The following is a 21122-nucleotide window of genomic DNA, read 5'->3' as shown; positions in this document are numbered from 1 at the left end:
ATGCCGGAGACTTTCACAACCGAACTGCTGGAGCTGTAAATGACCGATTTTTACAACCTCGTCCCGTCCGCGCCGGAAGGCCGTTTCGAAGGCATCGAGCGTCCCTACACCCCGGAAGACGTGAAGCGGCTGCGCGGCTCGGTGCAGATCAAGCACACGCTGGCCGAGAACGGCGCCAACCGCCTGTGGAAGCTCATCCATGAGGAAGACTTCGTCAACGCGCTGGGCGCGCTGTCGGGCAACCAGGCCATGCAGATGGTCCGCGCCGGACTGAAGGCCATCTATCTGTCGGGCTGGCAGGTCGCTGCCGACGCCAACACGGCATCCGCCATGTATCCCGACCAGTCGCTCTACCCGGCCAACGCCGCACCCGAGCTTGCCAAGCGCATCAACCGCACGCTGCAGCGCGCCGATCAGATCGAGACGGCGGAAGGCAAGGGTCTTTCTGTCGACACCTGGTTCGCGCCGATCGTCGCCGACGCCGAAGCCGGCTTCGGCGGTCCGCTCAACGCCTTCGAGATCATGAAGGCCTTCATCGAGGCAGGCGCCGCAGGCGTTCACTTCGAGGACCAGCTCGCTTCTGAAAAGAAGTGCGGCCATCTGGGCGGCAAGGTCCTGATCCCGACGGCGGCCCACATCCGCAACCTCAACGCCGCGCGCCTCGCCGCCGACGTGATGGGCGTTCCGACGCTGATCGTCGCCCGCACCGACGCCGAAGCCGCCAAGTTGCTCACCTCCGACATCGACGAGCGCGACCAGCCCTTCGTCGACCAGGATGCCGGCCGCACCGCCGAAGGCTTCTATCAGGTGAAGAACGGCATCGAGCCGTGCATCGCCCGCGCCATTGCCTATGCGCCGCATTGCGATCTGATCTGGATGGAGACCGGCAAGCCGGATCTGGAACAGGCCCGCAGGTTCGCCGAGGCCGTGCACAAGGCGCATCCGGGCAAGCTGCTCGCCTACAACTGCTCGCCGTCCTTCAACTGGAAGAAGAACCTGGACGACGCCACCATCGCCAAATTCCAGCGTGAACTGGGCGCCATGGGCTACAAGTTCCAGTTCATCACGCTGGCCGGATTCCATCAGCTCAACTACGGCATGTTCGAGCTGGCCCGCGGCTACAAGGATCGCCAGATGGCGGCCTATTCCGAGCTGCAGGAAGCCGAATTCGCGGCGGAAGCCAACGGCTACACCGCGACCAAGCACCAGCGCGAGGTCGGCACCGGCTACTTCGACGCCGTGTCGCTCGCCATCACCGGCGGTCAGTCTTCGACCACCGCCATGGGCGAATCCACCGAAACCGAACAGTTCCGCCCGGCTGCGGAATAACAGACCCGGCGGCCAGAAAGCCGTCATTCCCAGGGAGAACCAAAATGGCACCGATCACCCGAGTCAAGGAAAGGGCCGAGGAACAGTCTTCGGCCATGAACACCGACCAGCAGTCCGCGATCCGCATGCTGGCCAATGACCTGCATCGCCTCAACCAGTCCGTGATGAAGGCCGTCGAGGCCGGCGTGTCGGTCGAACTGGTCCGCTCGGCCCGCCATCACAGCGGCGAAGGCAACTGGGGCGACCTGCTCATCCCGGTGATCGTCACCCAGGCTCACAACTGAGCCGCACGCAATCCGCCACCCCGCATGCCTCGTAAGCCGGGGTGGTGGACGAACCGTGGGGACACGGTTCATCCGGGCTCCCTGCCCTGAAGTCGCCTCCGCAGCCGCTGCGGAGGCGATTTTCCTTTTTGCGGCGGTGGCACACGGAGTGCCACTTTCTATTAACTTGACAGGTGGGATGAGGTCACCCAAAAGGAGGATAGTTTCAACCCTGCATTGAGCAGACGGTGTAGGTCGACTTGTCCTCGTACTTCGATCACAACGGCAGCACTGGCTTCGGACGCGGCAAGTTTGCGAACGATGGCGGCCCCGCCGATCTGTCCCGAGTCATGGTCGTCGGCAGATCGCGCATCACCCAGATCGTGGTCGCCAAGATCGTCGAGGGGCTTGGACTGAAGCCGGTCATGGAATCTCCCGAGACAGCCGCACGCGCACTTCGGTCTCTGTTGCCGGGCATCATCGTGCTCGACGGCGGCTCCGAAAACAGCGACTGTGATGCGCTGATACCTGTGATCGCCGCGCTGAGGCGCGCCACTGGCGGCCTGCGGCCCGCGCTTGTGCTTTTGTCGACGCGTCTTGGCGCCACCACAGACGCACTTACGCTGTCCGGTCTCTTCGACGCCGTGGTGGCCAAGCCGATCACGCCGGAACAGTTGCAGCCGGTGCTGAGCCAGTTGCTGAGCTGAGGGCGCCCTTACGGCCGTAATTTTTCGTCGCAGGCCCCCAAGCTGACTGCCTTTTTCAGCCGCCCCATGTATATCGCTCTGTCAGGGACGAATGCGCGCATCTGCGCGTCATCACAGGTGAGAAGGAGTACCCATGTCCATCGACGCGCTTTTCGACGCCAGCGCCGATCAGAAGGCCGGGACCGTGCCCACGCTCACCATCCCCCGCCCGGACGACTGGCATGTTCATCTGCGCGACGGCGCCATGCTGAAGGCGGTTCTGCCCTATACGGCGGCCCAGTTTGCGCGCGGCATCATCATGCCCAATCTGGTTCCGCCGGTTGTAACTGTGGCCGATGCGCTCGCCTATCGCGAACGTATTCTGGCGGCGCGTCCCGAAGGCTCCGCTTTCGAGCCGCTGATGACCTGCTATCTCACCGACCGCACCGATCCCGACGAGATCGAGCGCGGCTTTGCCGAACGCGTGTGGATCGCCGCCAAGCTTTATCCGGCGGGTGCCACCACCAATTCCAGCCACGGCGTATCTGACCTTGCCGGGCTTTCACCGGTGCTGGAGCGGATGGAGAAGATCGGCATGCCGGTTCTGATCCACGGCGAATCCACGGATCCGGACGTCGACATCTTCGACCGCGAAGAAGTGTTCATGGAAGGCACGCTCCTGCCGATGCTGAAGCGGCATCAGGGGCTGAAGGTTGTTGTCGAGCACGCCACCACCTCCGGCACCGTCGACATCGTGCGCGCCCATGCGCCGCGCGTGGCCGCCACGATCACGCCGCACCATCTCGTCATCAACCGCACCTCGATCTTTCAGGGAGGCCTGCGCCCGCACCTCTACTGCCTGCCGGTCGCCAAGCGCGAGAGCCATCGCCTCGCGCTGCGCAAGGCGATCACCTCCGGTGAAAGCTGCTTCATGATCGGCACCGACAGCGCCCCGCATATGCGCTCAGCCAAGCAGGCCGAATGCTGCTCGGCCGGCGTGTTCGGGGGCGTCACCGCCCTGCAGACCTATGTGCAGGTCTTCGACGAGGAAGGGGTGCTGGACCGCTTCGAGGCCTTCGCATCGCTCAACGGCGCGCGCTTCCATGGGCTGGAGCCGAACAAGGGCACGGTAACGCTGGTCAGGAAACCCAGTGTCGCGGTCGCCGCCGTACCGATCGAGGACGAGGACATCGTGGTGTTTCGCGGCGGTGAGACCCTGCCGTGGTCGATCGGCGAAGTGACCGGCTGAGACAGGATCGCTCGTCATCTCCACGTCGCCGTTTCGCTGGGATGATTGCCTGCTGCAACCGTTTTCCAGCTTGCGGGCCTGTCCGTCCATAACAGGTCTTACCCGCCCATCGCCCCACGCGGCAGGCGAACAAGGTCGCCGAAGCGGGCCCGCAGGCGGTCGTCCATCCCACGCGGGATATGGCGGGGAAAGCGCTCCGCCAGCAGGCGCTTCTTTTCGGCCACGGCATGGGTGACGATATCGCTGAGGCCGTTCTGGTCACGCTCGCGAAACTGCCAGCGCTCCTGGCCGGGCGCGGTCGTGGAGTCGGGCTGTCCCTTGCCGCTACCCAGATAATGGCCGGGACCGCCAAGGCAGGTCCGCGCAATCAGGGATGCCGACAATTGCTCGTCGCCAGCCGCCATTCCCACACGGCTTTGCAGGCAGTGGCCCAGCATGTCGTTGTCGATGATCAGGCTTTCCAGACAAAAGCCGAGCAGCGAGCCATGCATGCCGGCGGCCTCATAGACCAGATGCGCACCGCTCAATGCGGCAAGCATGTCGGTGATGCCCTTCTCATAGCCCGACTGGCTGTCCGGCAATCCGGCATCGGTCATGCCGGCGGCCGTCGACGAAGGAAGATCGTAAAAGCGCGCCATCTGGGCGCAGGCGGCCCCAAGAAGCGCCTGCTGCGGCGACCCGCCGGCCATGGCCCCGGTGCGCGGATCGGAGGCGAAGGGCCAGGCCGCGAAGATCGCCGGATGGCCGGGCTTCAGCGCATTGACATAGACAAGGCCGGCCAGCACCTCGGCCACGGTCTGCACCACGGCTCCGGCCAGATCGGCAGGGGCGGTGATACCGGCCTGCCCCACGGACAACACCAGGATCGGCAGGCCGCCGCGCACGCATTCCTCCATCACGCCGCAGGCATCCTCGGCAAACTTCATCGGGGAAACGACGAAGCAGCTTGAGCTGGAAACGAAGGGCCGGGCGCGGAACTTGTCCTCGCCGCCGGCGATCATGTGCAGCATTTCAAGTGCCGGCTTCACGTTCTCGCGGACGGTGAAGGAGGTGCCGACATGCTTGGTGGTGCCGGCGACACAGGCATAAAGCGTGTTGAAATCCAGCTCCAGCGGATCGGCGATATCGCGGGCGACCATGGGGCGCTGGAAGAAATGAATGTTGTCCAGCCCTTCGACAAGCCGGGCCGCGTCATAGATGTCCTGCAGGCGCGTTTCGCGCCAGATGCGCTGTGCGGCATCGACCAGATTGACGGCGACGCCGGCCGTGCCGAAATGGACATGGCTTCCGTCAAGATGCAGGTCGTGGCGAGGGTCCTGCCCATGCAGGGTGATGTTGCGGGCAGCGCGGCTGATCGTATCGCGCACCAGACTGCGCGGGAAGCGGATCCGCCCGTCCTCCCCCAGTAAGGCACCGGCACCCGTCAGCGCCTCGATGCAGGAGGGGATGGCATCGGCAAAACCCACCGTTTCCAGAACGGTGAGCACAGCCTCATGGATGCGCCCGACGTCGCCTTCACTCAGCGGCAGATAGCATGAGCCCGCCGCCCCGGCAGCCGGCGGTTCCGGCAGGGCCTGTTTCATCACCGCGTCTCCCGCTTGCAAGACCGCATCCGGGAAAGATTATGCGCGCCCGATGCACGCCAGCGATGAGCCATGGGTGTCCGGCTTCTGTGCCAAAGCATTGGCTCAATCAAGGAAGGCGATGGCAAAGCAATGGCTCAGGCAGCGGCCGGCCGGCGACCGGCTGCTGTTGCCAGTTCGCGAATGCCCGGCTCGATATGCTGCAGGGCGATTGACGAAATACCCAGCCGCACGAAGCGTGATGGCTGCTCATCAAAACCGAAATAGCGGTTGCCGGGTTCGATGATGACGCTGCGGCTGGCCGCGGCAGCGGCGAGGTCGAAGGCGTTGACGCCTTGCGGCGCCTCCAGCCACAGTGACGTTCCGGCACCCGGATGCTTTGAACGCCACTCCGGCAGGAAGGCGGCAACGGCCTGCCGCAGGCGCTTGCGACGCTCTTCGAAGGCGGTCGAAAGCCGCCGCACCAGCGCTTCATGATGGCCGAGGGACAGGAACAGCGCCACGGCGCGCTGATTGTTGGCCGGCGGGTGGCGCAGCATGAAGCGGCGCAGCGCCCGAAGCTCGGCGATCAGCCCCGCCGAGGCGACGATGTAACCAAGCCGCAGGCCGGGGGCGAGCGTCTTCGACATCGACCCGACATAGATGACGCGCCCCGAGCGGTCGCTGCTCTTGAGCGCCTGCTGTGGCGCGTCGTCCATCAGCTGGCTGTCATAGCCATCCTCGATGATGATCTGGTTGTAGCGGTCGGCGCGGTCGAGCAGGTCCTGCCGGCGCGCCTCGGAAAGCGGCACCATGGTCGGACAGTGATGGCTCGGCGTGGCGAACACGAAACCGGCATCGGTCGGAATGCGGTCGGTGACGATGCCCGACTGGTCGACCGGCACCGGCACGGTTTCGGCGCCGGAAAGCTGGAAGATGGAGCGCGCATCGGGATAGCCGGGGTCCTCCATCGCCACTTTCGAGCCCTTGCCCATCAAAAGCGTGGCCAGCATGTAGAGCGCATTCTGCGCGCCCAGCGTGACGATAATCTCGTCTGGATTGGCGAAGATGCCCCGGCGCGGCAGCAGGCGCGCCTGGATCTGCTCGATCAGCAGAGGGTCGTCGCGGTCGACCATGTCCGAGGCCCAGTTGCGGATTTCCAGCACCGCCAGCGCCATGCGGTTGCATTCGCGCCATTCGGCGGTCGGAAACAGGCCCGGATCGAACTGGCCGTAGACGAAGGGGTAGGAGGACTTGATCCAGTTCTCGTGCTTGTTCGGCGGCGGCATGTCGGAGGCTGCAATGCGCCGGCGCGCCTTCCAGTCGATCTCATTCGACTGTTCCGGCGCCTTCTGCGGCTTGGCCGGCGTCGCCAGCACATCGGGGTTGACGAAATGGCCGCGCCGCTCGCGCGCGATCAGGAAGCCCTGATCGACGAGCTGCTGGAAGGCCAGCACCACGGTGCCGCGCGCGACGCCGAGCTTTTCCGCCAGAATGCGGCAGGACGGCAACGGCATGGAGGCCGCGATCTGCCGGTCAAGGATGGCTGCGACGATGGCCTGCCTGATCTGCGCCTGAAGGGTTTGCCCCGATTCTGCGGATATACGGAAAAGGCCCGACCAGATGGCCGTGTCGTTTCGCTGGGACATGATCACCTCCCTGGTGGACAGTCTTTTCTGGCTGCGTGGACCAGAGGAGTGTTGCTTGGCACAAGCAATTAAGCCAATCAATAATTCTGATCCTATAGATTTATGCCAGTGATCGATCAGGCCGATTTCACGGGTAATCCACCGATTGAATCGATTTAAATATGGTGGGATAAGAAATGCGGCGACATGCCGGGGTGGAACCGGGCAAGAGGGTGTTTCCCATGGCGGGGGAACGCTCTACATTCCCCGCGAACCGATCCGGGTGGCCGCCCACCTTGTCGCATCCACATACGGAGATGTCCGTGGACCGTTCCGCCTTCAGCCAGATTCTCGATGATCTTCGCGCGCAGCGCTCGTCCGTATCCATGGATATGCGCGCTGCCTTTCAGGCCGATCCGCAGCGCTTCAGCCGCTTTTCCGCCAGACAGGGCGACATGCTGCTCGACTGGTCGAAATGCGCGGTCGATGACGCCACCATGGCCCTTCTGGGCAAGGTGGCCGACGCGTGCGGCGTCGAGGCGCGACGCGACGCCATGTTCGCTGGCACCCATATCAATGTCACCGAGGACCGCGCCGTTCTGCACACCGCATTGCGCAATCCGGGTGCATCCGGACCACTAACAGAGGGACAGCAGGCGGGCGACGGGCCGTCGATCGGCAAGGACGTCGCCTCGGTTCTGAACGCGATGAGCACCTTCGCTGAAGCCATCCGCAGCGGCAGGGCACGCGGCGCGACCGGCAAGGCCATCACCGACATCGTCAATATCGGCATCGGCGGCTCCGATCTCGGCCCCGTCATGGTCACGCTGGCGCTGGCGTCTTATCATGACGGCCCGCGCGCCCACTATGTCTCCAATATCGACGGCGCCCATATCCACGACACGCTTGCCGGGCTCGACCCGGAAACGACGCTTGTCATCGTCGCATCCAAGACCTTCACCACGGTGGAGACGATGACCAATGCACAGACGGCGAAGCGCTGGATCGCACAGGCGCTGGGCGAGAAAGCCGTGGCGCATCATTTCGCCGCCGTCTCGACGGCGCTCGATCTTGTCGCCGCCTTCGGCATCGGAGCGGACCGGGTGTTCGGTTTCTGGGACTGGGTCGGCGGGCGCTATTCCGTGTGGGGTGCGATCGGCCTGCCGGTGATGATCGCCATCGGCCCGCAGCGTTTTCGCGACATGCTGGCCGGCGCGCATGAGATGGATGAACATTTCCGTACCGCCCCCCTTTCCGAAAACCTGCCCGCGCTGCTCGGCCTCGTCGGCTGGTGGCACCGCGTGGTGTGCCTCTATCCGGCCCGTGCCGTCATCCCCTACGATCAGCGCCTGTCGCGCCTGCCTGCCTATCTCCAGCAGCTCGACATGGAATCGAACGGCAAGAGCACATCGCTCGACGGCACGCCGGTCACCACGCCGACCGGGCCGCTGGTGTGGGGCGAGCCTGGCACCAATGGCCAGCACGCCTTCTTCCAGCTGCTGCATCAAGGCACCGACATCATTCCGGTGGAGTTCCTCGTTGCCGCCAACGGACATGAGCCGGAATTGCAGCACCACCACGACCTTTTGCTGGCCAACTGCCTGGCCCAGTCCGAAGCGCTGATGAAAGGCCGCACGCTGGAAGAAGCGCGCGCGCAAATGCTTGCCGGCGGCATGGATCCGGCCAGGGTGGAGAGGCTGGCGCCCCACCGCGTCTTCTCCGGCAACCGCCCCTCGATCACCATTCTCTACAGGCTGCTCGATCCGGCAACGCTCGGACGGCTGATCGCGCTTTACGAACACCGCGTCTTTGTCGAAGGGGTGCTTTACAATATCAACTCCTTCGACCAATGGGGGGTCGAACTCGGCAAGGAGCTGGCAACACGGTTGCTGCCTGTCGTTGAGGGCAAGGAAAGCGCCGCAGACAGAGATGCCTCGACGGCCGGTCTGGTGAAACAGATTTTCGACCTGAAAGAGGGGTAGAGACTTGGCCGCCATCAAGGGAATCCTGTTCGACAAGGACGGCACGCTTGTCGACTTCCATGCAACGTGGTCGGCAGTGGCCGAACTGATGGCGATGGAGGCATCCGGCGGCGACAGGGACAAGGCGGACACGCTGCTCGTGGCTGCCGGCCTCGACCCGCAGACACATGAATTCAGGGCGGATTCCGTATTTGCGGCCGGCACCAATCTCGACATCATCGAGCTGTGGTTCCCAAAACTTTCGCGGCGCGAACAGCTCGACGCGGTCGAGCACTTCAACCGGATGACCACCGACAAGGGCGCCGCCATGGCGGTCGCCCTTCCCGGCATCATCGGCGCGCTGGGCGATCTGCATGCGCACTCCTACCGGCTGGGCGTCGCGACCAATGATTCCACGATGGGCTGCGAGAAGACGCTGTCGGCGCTCGGCATCGCGCAACTGTTCGAGGCCGCCTATGGCTACGACGCGGTCGCCAATGCCAAGCCGGCGCCCGACACCGTGGTCGCCTTCTGCGACCTGACCGGCCTGAAGCCTTCCGAACTGGCCATGGTTGGCGACAACCGCCACGATCTCGACATGGCGCGCGCCGGCGGCTGCGGACTGGCCATCGGCGTTCTTTCCGGCACCGGCACGCGCGAATCGCTTTCCCCTCTGGCCGATGTGATGCTGGATTCGGTCGCCGACCTGCCGGCCTATCTGGCGTCGGTCTGAGCAATTTCGCGAAGTCCCCCCCCCCCCCCGGATGTCACATGAGGGGAGAACGCGCATGAGCCTGCATCGACCGGTCGCCGTCTTCGACGCGGGCATCGGCAGCTATGCCATCGTGGAGGAAATCCACAAGGCATTCCCGAAGCAGGATATTCTCTACTTCGCCGACCGCGCCAGCTTCCCCTATGGCGACAAGGGACGGGAACAGCTGCTGGCCATCATGCGCCGGACCATCGCTTTCCTCGGCCGGTATGAACCTGCCGCCATTGTCATCGCCTCCAACGCCCCCTCGATCATGGTGCTGGACGAATTGCAGCGCGACCCCGGCCCGAAGCTGTTTGGGGTGCATCCGCCGCTCGGCGCCGCACTTTCGCAGACGCGGAGCGGACGGGTCGGCATAATGGGCGTGAAATCGCTGATCGAAAGCCCGATGCTGGCGCGCTTCGTGGCAACGCACGCGACCAATCCGGATCAGATCGCCCTCATCAACGCCTCGCCCATGGTCGAGCTGGTCGAGAACGGTTCCTTCCTGTTCGATCCGGCAGGCACCCAACGTCTTGTCAGCGCCTTCATGGAAGAAGTCCGCGACCGGCACCCCGATACAGACGTGCTGACGCTGTCGAGCACGCATCTGCCATGGCTGGCGTCATTCTTCGCTGCCGCGCGTCCCGACTGCGCGTTCATCGATCCGGCGCAGGACATTGTGGCGGCGCTTACGCCCGAACAGGGTGGCAGCGGGCGCATCATGGGGCTCGTGACGGAAAGCGAGCATTATGGCATCGCCGCCTTCAAAGCCATGCTCGACAGGCTGGGCATCGACATCCCGCTTCACGCCGTGACCGTCACCTGAAAATGCAAAAGCCCGCAGGACGCGGGCTTTTGTGACTTTTATCGGTGTCGGGAAGGCAGATCAGGAATCGCGCAGTTCGCGCCTCAGAATCTTGCCAACCGGAGTCTTCGGCAGCTCATCGCGGAACTCGATGTATTTCGGACGCTTGTAGCCGGTGAGGTTTTCCCGGCAATAGGCGATCAGCGTCTCGGCAGTGAGGTCGGGGTCACGCCGCACCACGAACAGCTTCGGCACCTCGCCCGACTTCTCATCCGGCACGCCGACGGCAGCCACCTCCAGAACGCCCGGATGGTTGGCGACAACCTCTTCCAGCTCGTTGGGATAGACGTTGAAGCCGGACACAAGGATCATGTCCTTCTTGCGGTCGACGATCTTGGTGAAGCCCTCGGCATTCATGAACCCCATGTCGCCGGTCTTGAAGAAGCCGTCCGGCGTCATGGCCTTCTCGGTTTCCTCCGGCCGGTTCCAGTAACCGGCCATCACCTGCGGGCCGCGGATGCAGATCTCACCCACCTCGCCCAGCGCCACGTCGTTGCCGTCGTCGTCGCGGATCGCCACCTCGGTCGACGGAATGGGCAGACCGATGGTGCCGGTGAACTCGGACGACGAGCATTTGTTGGTGGTGGCGACAGGAGAGGTCTCGGAAAGCCCATACCCCTCGGTGATGTGATTTCCGGTCAGCGCCTTCCAGCGATCGGCAACCCCCTGCTGCACGGCCATGCCGCCGCCGATCGACAGCACCAGTGAGCTGAAATCCAGCTTGCGGAATTCTTCATTGTTGAGAAGCGCATTGAACAGCGTGTTCAGGCCGGGGAAAATGTTGAACTGGCGGCCGCGCAGCTCCTTCACGAATGCGGGAATGTCACGCGGATTGGGAATCAGCACGTTGAGGGCGCCCTGCTCCATGCCCATCAGCGCATTCACCGTCAGCGCGAAAATGTGATAGAGTGGCAGCGCGCAGACAAAGACCAGATTTTCCGGCTTCGGCTTGACCGTGTAAGCGTCCTCAACCCAGATCGCCAGCTGCGCCACATTCGACAGCACGTTGCGGTGCAGCAGGGTGGCGCCCTTGGAAACGCCTGTCGTCCCGCCCGTATATTGCAGGAAGGCGATGTCGTCCTGCCCGACATCGACCGGCCTCAGCTTCCTGCCCGCACCCACTTTCAGCGCGGCGTTGAACCAGACATGGCCCGGAATCGACCAGTCGGGAACCATCTTCTTGACACGCCGCACGACCAGATTGACCAGCACGCCCTTCAGGCCGAGCAGATCTCCCATGGCGGCGATGATCACATGCTTCACCTTGGTCTTGCCGATGGCCGTCTGAAGGGTGTTTGCGAAATTCTCCAGAATGACGATGGCTTCGGCGCCGGAATCGTTGAGCTGATGCTCCAGCTCGCGCGCCGTATAGAGCGGATTGACGTTGACGACGACGTAACCTGCCCTCAGCACCGCCATCATGGCGATGGGATATTGCAGGACATTGGGCATCATCAGCGCGACGCGGGCTCCCTTCTCCAGACCAACCGACTGCAGATAGGCCGCGAAATGGGCTGAAAGAACTTCCAGCTCGGCATAAGAAATCGTCCTGCCCATGCTGGTGAAAGCGGGCTTGGCCGCAAAGCGATTGCAAGAATCGACCAGCAGCGCGCCGATCGAAGACGCTTTCAGCGGTCCGATCTCGGCAGCGACGCCCGAAGGATAGCTCGCAAGCCATGGCTTTGAAAGCTGTTTCGGCGCGGGGGCGTTCTCCTTTTTTGCTGATTTTGCTGCGGGTTTCGCAGCCTGCTTTGCCGCCGGGCTGGCAACTGGCTTGCCTGATGGCTTGGTCGAGGTCTTCGCAACTGGCTTTGCCGCTGCTTTTGCGGCTGGCTTCGTCTTGCCGGCTGCAGCTACAGATACAGGCTTCTTTTCAGGAGCGGCTTTTTCGGCTTTCGGCGCGGCAGCGGTTTTTGCGGCGACGCTCTTTTTTGCCGGCTGCTTTTGTGCGGTCTTTTCCTTGGCGGCGCTTGCTGCGCGCGCGACGGGCTTAGCTTTTGCTGAACCTGTAGTTGCCTTGGCCAATGCGTCCTCCCTTGTTCCAGCTTCGGGACTGCGGTCTCATCCGGCTCGCTTCCTGTCAGAAGAAAAGCTCTTTCCCCTGCCATGCTTCATGGAAGTATCACCTTACCCACCCTGCGAATTTCTATCTATGGCGACAAATACACCCCTTGCAAGCCGTGCCGCAGCGGCAGGGACGCGCAAATCCGGGGGTTTGCTGCGTATAAAAGTGCCTCGGGAAGAGGTTTCCAAACACAGTGGACAGCTTACGACAGATCGCCCGCAAGATCTGAAGGGATTGAAAATTACGTCAACAGGCCGATCTGCGAAATTTTATTCGGTTGACGTAAAGGCAGATCGAGAAGGAGTTCCAAAGCCGACAAATCGGTGCTTATATGCAACCTTCTCCAGGCTGATTACAGGGGCTTGGATCAATATCAGGGAGTCCTCAATGAACAGGAAGCTGACACTTGCAGCAGCATTGCTTGCTGCAACCGTCATGGGTGGAGTAGCCAACGCAAAAACGTTTGTATATTGCTCGGAAGGATCGCCGGAAGGCTTCGATCCGGGCATGTATTCAGCCGGCACCACCTTCGACGCTGCTGCGCATACGGTTTACAACCGCCTGCTCGAATTCAAACCGGGCACGACTGAGACGCAGCCCGGTCTCGCCGAGAGCTGGGAAATTTCCGACGATGGCCTTGAATACACGTTCAAGCTTCGTCAGGGCACCAAATTCCAGACGACCGACTTTTTCACCCCATCGCGCGATCTCAATGCCGATGACGTGGTATTCTCCTTCGATCGCCAACTGAACAAGAACAATCCCTGGAACCAGTATGTGGCGGGTGCCTCCTGGGAATATTCCGAAGGCATGGGCTTCCCGACGCTGATCAAGTCGGTCGAGAAGGTTGACGATCAGACCGTCAAGATCATTCTGAACCAGCCGGAAGCGCCTTTCCTCGCCAATCTGGCGATGCCCTTCATGTCGATCCTGTCCAAGGAATATGCCGACAAGCTCGAAGCCGACGGCCAGATGAACCAGATGAACCAGATGCCGCTCGGCACCGGTCCGTTTTCCTTCGTCGCCTATCAGCAGGACGCGGTCATCCGTTACAAGGCCAACCCTGATTACTGGGGTGGAAAGCAGAAGATCGACGATCTCGTCTTCGCAATCACCACCGACGCTTCGGTCCGCTATCAGAAGCTGAAGGCCGGCGAGTGCCACCTGATGCCGTTCCCGAACGCCGCCGACGTGGAAGCCATGAAGGCCGATCCTAACCTGAAGGTGATGGAGCAGGAAGGCCTGAACATAGCCTATCTCGCCTACAACACCATGCAGGCTCCCTTTGATAAGGCCGAGGTGCGCAGAGCGCTCAACGCTGCCATCAACAAAAAGGCCATCGTTGACGCCGTGTTCCAGGGTGCGGCCATCGAAGCCAAGAACCCGATCCCGCCGACCATGTGGTCGTACAACGACAGCATCAAGGACGACCCGTACGATCCGGACGCCGCCAAAAAGATGCTGGAAGAAGCGGGCATCAAGGACCTTTCCATGAAGGTCTGGGCGATGCCGGTTTCGCGCCCCTACATGCTCAACGCGCGCCGGGCGGCCGAGCTGATTCAGGCCGACTTCGCCAAGGTTGGCGTCAAGGTCGAAATCGTCTCTTATGAATGGGCCGAATATCTCGACCGCGCCAAGGCCAAGGATCGCGACGGAGCTGTGATCCTCGGCTGGACCGGCGACAATGGCGACCCGGACAACTTCCTCCACACTCTTCTCGGCTGTGACGCCGTGGGCGGCAACAACCGCGCGCAGTGGTGCAACGAAGAATTCAACGACCTCGTCCTGAAGGCCAAGGTCACCACCGATCAGGACGAGCGCGTCAAGCTCTACGAGCAGGCACAGGAAGTCTTCAAGCGCGAAGCTCCGTGGGCCACGCTCGACCACTCGCTGTCGGTCGTGCCGATGCGCAAGGAAGTCGAAGGCTTCCACCAGAGCCCGCTCGGCGACTTCGCCTTCGAGGGCGTCGACCTCGTCGAGTAAGCCGGTCAGGCAAACGAGGCGCCCGCAACCCGGGCGCCTTTTTGCCATGAAGCAAGAGCCCTTTTGGGGTAAAGCCAGAAATGCATCGCAAGCACGCAGAGCGAACCCGAAGGCTCTCTGTGTGCTTGCGTTCAATTCCGGGAAACCGGGGGCAGGCTTCACGGCGCAATTGAAGGCAGCATAACCGCCCAGCGGTTTGCTGCCGGAATTGCTGAAAACATATAGTCAGGGAAGGTCCGCGCTTCGGGGAAAGCGGTCAGTCCTCAAGACCAACATAGCTTTCCCGCAGAGGTTCTGAGCCGGCAGGAAGTTGCTAGAAGCGCCCCTTTGACAGGGCAACGCGAAGGTTCGTCATGCTTCGTTTTCTACTTGGACGGCTGGCCGTCCTGATCCCGACCTTTTTCGGGGTCTCGATTATCGCATTCTCCTTCATCAGGCTTTTGCCGGGCGATCCGGTCGCGCTGCTTTCGGGCGAGCGCGTGATGTCGCCGGAGCGCCATGCAGAAATGATGCACAGGCTCGGCTTCGACCGGCCGCTGATCGTCCAGTATTTCGATTATATCGGCGGTGTTCTGACCGGCGATTTCGGGACATCGATCGTCACCAAGAAGCCGATACTGGATCAGTTTTTCGCACTGTTTCCGGCTACGCTTGAATTGTCGATCTGCGCCATCATCATCGCCGTCGTCATCGGCATTCCCGCCGGCATCATCGCGGCCACCAAACGCGGCTCCTTCTTCGATCAGTCGGTGATGGGCGTGGCCCTTGTCGGTTATTCCATGCCGATCTTCTGGTGGGGTCTGCTGCTCATCATGCTGTTTGCAGGCACCTTGCAGTGGACGCCGGTGTCGGGACGCATATCGATGATGTTCTTCTTCCCGCCGGTCACCGGCTTTATGCTGATCGACTCGCTGCTGTCCGGGCAAAGCGGGGCTTTCAAGTCGGCCGTCAGCCACCTGATCCTGCCTTCGATCGTGCTCAGCACCATTCCGCTCGCAGTGATTGCCCGTCAGACGCGTTCGGCCATGCTTGAAGTTCTCGGCGAGGACTACGTGCGCACCGCCCGCGCCAAGGGGCTGTCGACTTTCCGCGTGATCGGCATCCACTCGCTGCGCAATGCCATGATCCCGGTCATAACCACGATCGGCCTGCAGGTGGGCGTGCTGATGGCAGGCGCCATTCTGACCGAGACCATTTTTTCCTGGCCGGGCATCGGCAAATGGATGGTCGATTCGGTATCGCGGCGCGACTATGCGGTGATCCAGGGCGGACTTCTGCTGATCGCAGCCATCATCATGGTGGTCAATCTGGTCGTCGACCTTCTCTACGGCCTCATCAACCCGCGCATACGGAATTGAGGGCCGCACCATGACAGACACAACAACTGCTGCCGGCATCGGAACCGATCCTTCCCTGAAGGCCCGTTTCGCCGAATTCTGGTTCTACTTCTCCGAAAACCGCGGAGCCGTCATCGGGCTGTGGGTTTTCATCGGGCTGGTAATCGTGGCGCTGCTGGCGCCGTGGCTGGCGCCACACGGAGCCGCGGAGCAATATCGCGATGCCGTGCTGATACCGCCGGTATGGATGGAAGGGGGCAATGCCAGCTTCCTGCTCGGCACCGATCCCGTGGGCCGCGACATTCTCTCGCGCCTCATCCACGGCACCCGCTACTCGCTGTTCATCGGCACGATCGTCACCACGCTGGCGCTCACCGGCGGCATCATCGTCGGGGTCATCGCCGGCTATTGCAGGGGCTGGGTCGACACCGTCATCATGCGCCTGATGGACATCATCCTCGCCTTTCCGTCGCTGCTTCTGGCGCTTGTGCTGGTCGCGGTTCTGGGGCCGGGCCTGACCAATGCGATGATCGCCATCGCGCTGGTGCTGCAACCGCATTTCGTGCGCCTCACGCGCGCTGCGGTGATGGCCGAGAAAAACAGGGACTATGTGGTTGCCGCCAAGGTGGCAGGGGCCGGGCACCTCAGGCTGATGTTCAGGACCATTCTGCCGAATTGCCTTGCGCCGCTCATCGTTCAGGGTACGCTCTCCTTCTCCAACGCCATTCTCGACGCGGCCGCCCTCGGCTTCCTCGGCATGGGGGCGCAGCCGCCGACGCCGGAATGGGGAACCATGCTGGCCGAAGCCCGCGAATTCATCATGCGCGCATGGTGGGTGGTGACCTTCCCCGGCATCGCGATTCTCGTCACCGTGCTGGCCATCAATCTGGTTGGCGACGGCCTGCGCGACGCACTCGATCCCAAGCTCAAGAGGTCGTGATGTCACTTCTCGAAATCAGGAACCTCACCGTCTCTTTCGAGACATCCACCGGCCCGTTCATGGCCGTTCAGGGCATCGACATCACCGTCGATGCCGGCGAAGTGCTGGCCATCGTCGGTGAATCCGGCTCCGGGAAGTCGGTGTCGATGCTGGCGGTGATGGGGCTGCTGCCGAAGTCCGCCACCGTGAAAGCCGACCGCATGGCCTTCAACGGCATCGATCTTCCTGGCCTCGATGCCACCCAGCGGCGCAGGATCGTGGGCAAGGACATCGCCATGATCTTCCAGGAGCCGATCGCCAGCCTCAACCCCTGCTTCACGGTCGGCTTCCAGATCGAGGAGGTGCTGCGCTTTCACATGGGCATGGGCAGGGCCCAGCGCCGGGCCCGCGCCATCGAGCTGTTCACGCTGGTCGGCATTCCCGATCCCGAGCAGCGGCTCGGCTCCTATCCGCACCAGATGTCGGGCGGCCAGTGCCAGCGCGTGATGATCGCCATGGCGATCGCCTGCAATCCGAAGCTGCTGATCGCCGACGAGCCGACCACCGCCCTCGACGTCACCATCCAGAAGCAGATCCTTGATCTCCTGATGAAGCTTCAGGCGGAAAACGGCATGGGCCTGATCATGATCACCCACAACATGGGTGTCGTGGCCGAAACGGCGGACCGCGTCGTCGTGCAGTATCGCGGACGCAAGATGGAAGAGGCGGATGTGCTGTCGCTGTTCGAGAATCCGAAAAGCAACTACACACGCGCCCTGCTCGCCGCCCTGCCGGAAAATGCCGTCGGAGACCGCCTGCCGACCATTTCCGACATGATGTTCGAGCCTGCTCCGGGAGCCGCACGATGAGCACAGAACCCACACGCACCGTCATCGTCGAAGGCCGGGACATCAGGCGCGACTACCATGTGCGCGGCGGGCTGTTCACGCCGGCCCGCACCGTTCATGCGGTCAAGGGCGTCTCGTTCAGCGTCGAGAAAGGCAAGACGCTGGCCATCGTCGGCGAGAGCGGCTGCGGCAAGTCCACGCTGGCGCGCATCATCACGCTGATCGATCCGGCAACGTCTGGCAAGCTGCTGATCGAGGGCAACAAGGTCGACATCGCCGCAGAGGCGCTGACGCCGGACATGCGCCGCAAGGTGCAGATCGTGTTCCAGAACCCGTACGGTTCACTCAATCCGCGCCAGAAGATCGGCGACATATTGTGCGAACCGCTGGTCATCAACACGAACGTGAAGGCGGATGAGCGGCGCGAACGCGCCATGACCATGCTGAAGAAGGTCGGTCTCGGCACCGAGCACTACAACCGCTATCCGCACATGTTCTCCGGCGGCCAGCGCCAGCGCATCGCCATTGCGCGCGCGCTGATGCTCAACCCGTCGCTTCTGGTGCTGGACGAGCCGGTGTCGGCGCTCGACCTTTCAGTGCAGGCGCAGGTGCTGAACCTGCTTGCCGATCTGCAGGACGAATTCGGCCTCACCTACATCTTCATCAGCCACGATCTTTCGGTGGTGCGCTACATCGCCGACGAAGTGATGGTGATGTATTTCGGCGAAGCGGTCGAATATGGCTCGCGCGAGGCGGTGTTCTCCGACCCGCAGCACAGCTACACCAAGACGCTGTTCGCCGCGACGCCGCGCGCCGACGTGGAGAGCATCAAGGCAAGGCTGGCGCGCAGGAACGCCGCCTGAGCCATGAACTTCAGCCGGGATGGCAGGTCTCCTGCCGTCCCGGATGCCTTCCCCGCCCCCTTCATTGCCACATTTATGCAACGCAACGCCTCGTCTGTGCTGTCAGCGCGCATACGGCCTCGACTTGGACGCCCTGTTTTCATAGTTTGTGCGGCATCCATCCTCAGGCAGCACGCATGAAAAAATTCATACCCGTCGCAATCGCCCTGTTGGCGGCCGCCGTCGTCCTGCCTGTGAAGGCCGCCACGCTGGTGCCCGCGGGCAACCGTTCGGTCGAACAGCCGCCCATTCCCGGTGCGTCGAGCCGGCGAACGCAGGCGACGAGCACCACCTTTCAGGCCAAGTACCGCAAGATCTATGCGCTGTTGAAGAACGATGCCGCCCTGCGAGCCAAGATAAAGCAGGTGTCGGCGGCCTATGGCATCGAGCCCATCCATGTGGTCGGGGCCATCGTCGGCGAGCACACCTACAATGTCGACGCCTATGACCGGCTGCAAACCTATTACGTCAAGGCGATTTCCTATCTCTCCAACCGCCTGACCTTCTCCTACAAGAGCGAGGACGTTTCCGACTTCGTGCAACGACCCGAGTTCGACGCCTGCGACGGCAAGACCGAAAGCGATACGCTGTGGCAATGCCGCGAGCGAGTGTGGAACAAATCGTTCCGCGGCAAGACGGTGGGCGGCAAGAGCTTCCCGAACGACCGCTTCGGAGCCACCTTCTTCCAGCCCCTCTATGCCGGACAGACCTTCGGCCTCGGCCAACTCAACCCGCTGACCGCACTGCAGATGAGCGACATGGTGAACCGCGTCTCAGGCCTGCCGAAGCTGGATATGCGCGACCCCAACCAGGTCTACAAGACCATCATGGATCCGGATCTGACCCTGCCATATGTGGCGGCGGTCGTGCGCAATTCCATCGATGCCTACAAGCGCATCGCAGGCTTCGACATTTCCCAGAACCCCGGCATCACATCCACTCTCTACAATATCGGCGATCCCGAGAGCCGGGCGCAGGCACTGCGGGCTGAAAATGCCCGGCGCGCCGCGGCAGGCCAGTCTCCCAAGCTGCCGCAGGAGAACTACTATGGCTGGCTGGTCAACGACCGGCTGGATGAACTCAAGAACCTCTTCTGACCCCGCACCGCAGTCCTCAGCACAATAAAAAGCCGGGACGGCTCAACACCGTCCCGGCTTTTTTCTGAATGAGAGGCTTTATTCAGCGGGCACCGCTGCCGGGCTGCTGTCGGGCTCGACGATCTCGCCGCGATCATAAGCGGCTTGATCGAGAATGCCCTGACGCTTGGCGACGATGGTCGGCACCAGTGCCTGTCCGGCCACATTCACGGCCGTGCGGCCCATGTCGAGGATCGGATCGACCGCCAGCAGGAGGCCCACACCTTCCAGCGGCAGGCCAAGCGTCGACAATGTCAGCGTCAGCATCACCGTGGCGCCGGTGAGGCCGGCGGTGGCGGCGGAGCCGATGACAGAGACGAAGACGATCAGCAGATAGTCCTGAATGCCGAGATCGATGCCGAAGAACTGGGCCACGAAGATGGCAGAGATCGCCGGATAGATCGAGGCGCAGCCGTCCATCTTGGTGGTGGCGCCGAGCGGCACGGCGAAGGCCGCATATTCGCGCGGCACGCCGAGATTGTTCTCCGTCACCTGTTCGGTCAGCGGCAGGGTGCCGATGGACGAGCGCGACACGAAGGCAAGCTGGATCGCCGGCCACGCGCCCTGGAAGAAGCGCAGCGGATTGAGCCCGTTGGCGCCGAGCAGCACCGGATAGACCACGAACAGCACCAGCGCGAGGCCGATATAGATGGCTGCCGAATACCAGCCGAGCTGCGCCAGCGCATCCCAGCCATAGACGGCGACCGCATTGCCGAGCAGGCCGATGGTGCCGATGGGCGTGAGGCGGATGACCCACCACAGCAGCTTGTGGACGACCTTCAGGAAGGAGCGGTTGAAGGCGAGGAAAGCATCGGCGGCCGGGCCGACGCGCAGGGCCGCCACGCCGACGGCGATCGAGATCACCAGTATCTGCAGCACGTTGAAGCTGAGGCTGGTCGAAGCGCCGCCATCGGTCACTCTGGTCGATGCCGAAAGGCCGAGGATGTTGGAGGGGATGAGGCCCTTCAGGAAGTCGAGCCAGCTCCCCGTCGAGGACGGCGCGCGCGCCGCACTTTCGGTCACGGCGGTGTGCAGGCCGGGCTGGAGGATGAGGCCGAGCGCGATGCCGATGACCACGGCGATCAGCGCGGTGATGGCGAACCAGATGAGCGTCTGCCAGACCAGCCGGGCAGCGTTGTTCAGTTCACGCAGATTGGCGATGGACGCGACGATGGCGGTGAAGACGAGCACCGGAACCAGCGCCCTGAGCAGGGAGACGAAGGACGAGCCGATGGTCGACAGCGTCACCGTCAGCCAGTTGGCGTTGCCGGCGGCATCGGGGCCCATCTGGCGGGCGACATAACCGAGCGCAAGGCCGACCACCATGGCGACAAGCACCTGGAAGCCGAAGGACGCATAAAGCGGTTTGGGTTCGCGCGGGGAACGCGAAACGGATGGGGTGGAGGAAGACATGTCCGGACCTTCTTTCAGGCGTGCCGGATCGGGTCCCGGCATGCCAATACGGGATTGGCCGGAATTTACAATGGAGCGCTTCCGCGTTCACCGGATGAATTTTTGGCAAAATCAGGGATGATAGAAATTATTTCTCACTTGTAAAACTTGTGAGAAAATAAATTCTTCATGCCCGGGCATTTCTCCCGAGGCAGGACGGCCGCGCAATCACGGCCGTCCTGA

The 21122-nt window shown here is 62.6% G+C and carries 17 protein-coding genes; 13 read left to right on the top strand and 4 right to left on the bottom strand.

What is annotated here, in order from left to right; all coding sequences use genetic code 11:
* The first annotated feature begins 39 nt into the window (after positions 1-39).
* The 4 genes from aceA (at position 40) to pyrC (ending at position 3527) form a co-directional block, all read left to right on the top strand.
* The gene (aceA, locus tag AC5XE7_RS08665; protein WP_495365680.1) at positions 40-1329 is read left to right on the top strand and encodes an isocitrate lyase; all 1290 of its coding nucleotides are present in this window, start codon (positions 40-42) and stop codon (positions 1327-1329) included.
* A 44-nt stretch (positions 1330-1373) separates the two neighbouring features.
* The gene (locus AC5XE7_RS08660) at positions 1374-1613 is read left to right on the top strand and encodes an SMc00767 family acetate metabolism repressor (protein WP_183826419.1); all 240 of its coding nucleotides are present in this window, start codon (positions 1374-1376) and stop codon (positions 1611-1613) included.
* Between the two features lie 239 nt (positions 1614-1852).
* Positions 1853-2299 (top strand): response regulator, encoded by a 447-nt coding sequence (locus AC5XE7_RS08655; protein WP_495365679.1) that lies wholly within the window; start codon positions 1853-1855, stop codon positions 2297-2299.
* Positions 2300-2432: 133 nt separating this feature from the next.
* Positions 2433-3527 carry a dihydroorotase gene (gene pyrC, locus AC5XE7_RS08650; RefSeq protein ID WP_495365678.1) on the top strand — a complete coding sequence of 365 codons (1095 nt, stop codon included), beginning with the start codon at positions 2433-2435 and terminating at the stop codon, positions 3525-3527.
* Between the two features lie 98 nt (positions 3528-3625).
* On the opposite strand, the gene AC5XE7_RS08645 is transcribed toward pyrC, so the two are convergent.
* Both AC5XE7_RS08645 and pdxR read right to left on the bottom strand, forming a co-directional pair.
* Entirely contained in the window at positions 3626-5110 is a 1485-nt protein-coding gene (locus AC5XE7_RS08645; protein WP_495365677.1) for a trimethylamine methyltransferase family protein, read from the bottom strand.
* A gap of 137 nt (positions 5111-5247) precedes the next feature.
* On the bottom strand, positions 5248-6738 hold the full coding sequence (pdxR, locus tag AC5XE7_RS08640) for a MocR-like pyridoxine biosynthesis transcription factor PdxR (RefSeq protein ID WP_183826409.1): 1491 nt from the start codon (positions 6736-6738) through the stop codon (positions 5248-5250).
* A 302-nt stretch (positions 6739-7040) separates the two neighbouring features.
* Between pdxR and pgi the strand changes: the two genes are divergently transcribed.
* The 3 genes from pgi to AC5XE7_RS08625 are packed head-to-tail and all read left to right on the top strand — an operon-like array spanning position 7041 to position 10258.
* Positions 7041-8699 carry a glucose-6-phosphate isomerase gene (pgi, locus tag AC5XE7_RS08635; protein ID WP_495365675.1) on the top strand — a complete coding sequence of 553 codons (1659 nt, stop codon included), beginning with the start codon at positions 7041-7043 and terminating at the stop codon, positions 8697-8699.
* A 4-nt stretch (positions 8700-8703) separates the two neighbouring features.
* A complete protein-coding gene (locus AC5XE7_RS08630; protein ID WP_495365673.1) occupies positions 8704-9411 on the top strand; it encodes an HAD family hydrolase in 708 nt (235 codons plus the stop codon).
* Positions 9412-9466: 55 nt separating this feature from the next.
* On the top strand, positions 9467-10258 hold the full coding sequence (locus AC5XE7_RS08625) for a glutamate racemase (RefSeq protein WP_495365672.1): 792 nt from the start codon (positions 9467-9469) through the stop codon (positions 10256-10258).
* A 60-nt stretch (positions 10259-10318) separates the two neighbouring features.
* On the opposite strand, the gene AC5XE7_RS08620 is transcribed toward AC5XE7_RS08625, so the two are convergent.
* Complete coding sequence (locus AC5XE7_RS08620) at positions 10319-12322, bottom strand: long-chain-fatty-acid--CoA ligase (RefSeq protein WP_495365671.1); 2004 nt, start codon at positions 12320-12322, stop codon at positions 10319-10321.
* A 427-nt stretch (positions 12323-12749) separates the two neighbouring features.
* Here AC5XE7_RS08620 and AC5XE7_RS08615 point away from each other — a divergent pair, with 427 nt between their 5' ends.
* From AC5XE7_RS08615 to AC5XE7_RS08590, 6 genes are all read left to right on the top strand, one after another.
* On the top strand, positions 12750-14345 hold the full coding sequence (locus AC5XE7_RS08615) for an ABC transporter substrate-binding protein (protein ID WP_495365670.1): 1596 nt from the start codon (positions 12750-12752) through the stop codon (positions 14343-14345).
* Between the two features lie 353 nt (positions 14346-14698).
* Positions 14699-15703 carry an ABC transporter permease subunit gene (locus AC5XE7_RS08610; RefSeq protein WP_495365669.1) on the top strand — a complete coding sequence of 335 codons (1005 nt, stop codon included), beginning with the start codon at positions 14699-14701 and terminating at the stop codon, positions 15701-15703.
* Between the two features lie 10 nt (positions 15704-15713).
* A complete protein-coding gene (locus AC5XE7_RS08605) occupies positions 15714-16622 on the top strand; it encodes an ABC transporter permease subunit (protein WP_183826390.1) in 909 nt (302 codons plus the stop codon).
* Complete coding sequence (locus AC5XE7_RS08600) at positions 16622-17470, top strand: ABC transporter ATP-binding protein (protein ID WP_495365668.1); 849 nt, start codon at positions 16622-16624, stop codon at positions 17468-17470. Before AC5XE7_RS08605 ends, AC5XE7_RS08600 begins: the two co-directional genes overlap by 1 nt.
* Positions 17467-18312 carry a dipeptide ABC transporter ATP-binding protein gene (locus tag AC5XE7_RS08595; RefSeq protein ID WP_495365667.1) on the top strand — a complete coding sequence of 282 codons (846 nt, stop codon included), beginning with the start codon at positions 17467-17469 and terminating at the stop codon, positions 18310-18312. Before AC5XE7_RS08600 ends, AC5XE7_RS08595 begins: the two co-directional genes overlap by 4 nt.
* Positions 18313-18488: 176 nt before the next feature.
* Positions 18489-19448, top strand: a complete 960-nt coding sequence (locus tag AC5XE7_RS08590; protein ID WP_495365666.1) for a DUF1402 family protein — start codon at positions 18489-18491, stop codon at positions 19446-19448.
* Between the two features lie 78 nt (positions 19449-19526).
* On the opposite strand, the gene AC5XE7_RS08585 is transcribed toward AC5XE7_RS08590, so the two are convergent.
* Positions 19527-20900: a dicarboxylate/amino acid:cation symporter gene (locus AC5XE7_RS08585; protein ID WP_287942497.1), complete on the bottom strand. Its 1374-nt coding sequence runs from the start codon at positions 20898-20900 to the stop codon at positions 19527-19529.
* Between the last annotated feature and the right edge of the window lie 222 nt (positions 20901-21122).

The organism is Aquamicrobium sp. YD-1-mutant5 (assembly GCF_059509755.1).
This window is presented reverse-complemented; position numbering and strand designations above follow the sequence as displayed.

Bases quoted from the DNA above. Each gene is read 5' to 3' on its own strand.
- aceA (WP_495365680.1), top strand. From the start codon at position 40: ATGACCGATTTTTACAACCTCGTCCCGTCCGCGCCGGAAGGCCGTTTC.
- AC5XE7_RS08660 (WP_183826419.1), top strand. From the start codon at position 1,374: ATGGCACCGATCACCCGAGTCAAGGAAAGGGCCGAGGAACAGTCTTCG.
- pyrC (WP_495365678.1), top strand. From the start codon at position 2,433: ATGTCCATCGACGCGCTTTTCGACGCCAGCGCCGATCAGAAGGCCGGG.
- AC5XE7_RS08645 (WP_495365677.1), bottom strand. From the start codon at position 5,110: ATGAAACAGGCCCTGCCGGAACCGCCGGCTGCCGGGGCGGCGGGCTCA.
- pdxR (WP_183826409.1), bottom strand. From the start codon at position 6,738: ATGTCCCAGCGAAACGACACGGCCATCTGGTCGGGCCTTTTCCGTATA.
- AC5XE7_RS08625 (WP_495365672.1), top strand. From the start codon at position 9,467: ATGAGCCTGCATCGACCGGTCGCCGTCTTCGACGCGGGCATCGGCAGC.
- AC5XE7_RS08615 (WP_495365670.1), top strand. From the start codon at position 12,750: ATGAACAGGAAGCTGACACTTGCAGCAGCATTGCTTGCTGCAACCGTC.
- AC5XE7_RS08610 (WP_495365669.1), top strand. From the start codon at position 14,699: ATGCTTCGTTTTCTACTTGGACGGCTGGCCGTCCTGATCCCGACCTTT.
- AC5XE7_RS08605 (WP_183826390.1), top strand. From the start codon at position 15,714: ATGACAGACACAACAACTGCTGCCGGCATCGGAACCGATCCTTCCCTG.
- AC5XE7_RS08600 (WP_495365668.1), top strand. From the start codon at position 16,622: ATGTCACTTCTCGAAATCAGGAACCTCACCGTCTCTTTCGAGACATCC.
- AC5XE7_RS08595 (WP_495365667.1), top strand. From the start codon at position 17,467: ATGAGCACAGAACCCACACGCACCGTCATCGTCGAAGGCCGGGACATC.
- AC5XE7_RS08590 (WP_495365666.1), top strand. From the start codon at position 18,489: ATGAAAAAATTCATACCCGTCGCAATCGCCCTGTTGGCGGCCGCCGTC.
- AC5XE7_RS08585 (WP_287942497.1), bottom strand. From the start codon at position 20,900: ATGTCTTCCTCCACCCCATCCGTTTCGCGTTCCCCGCGCGAACCCAAA.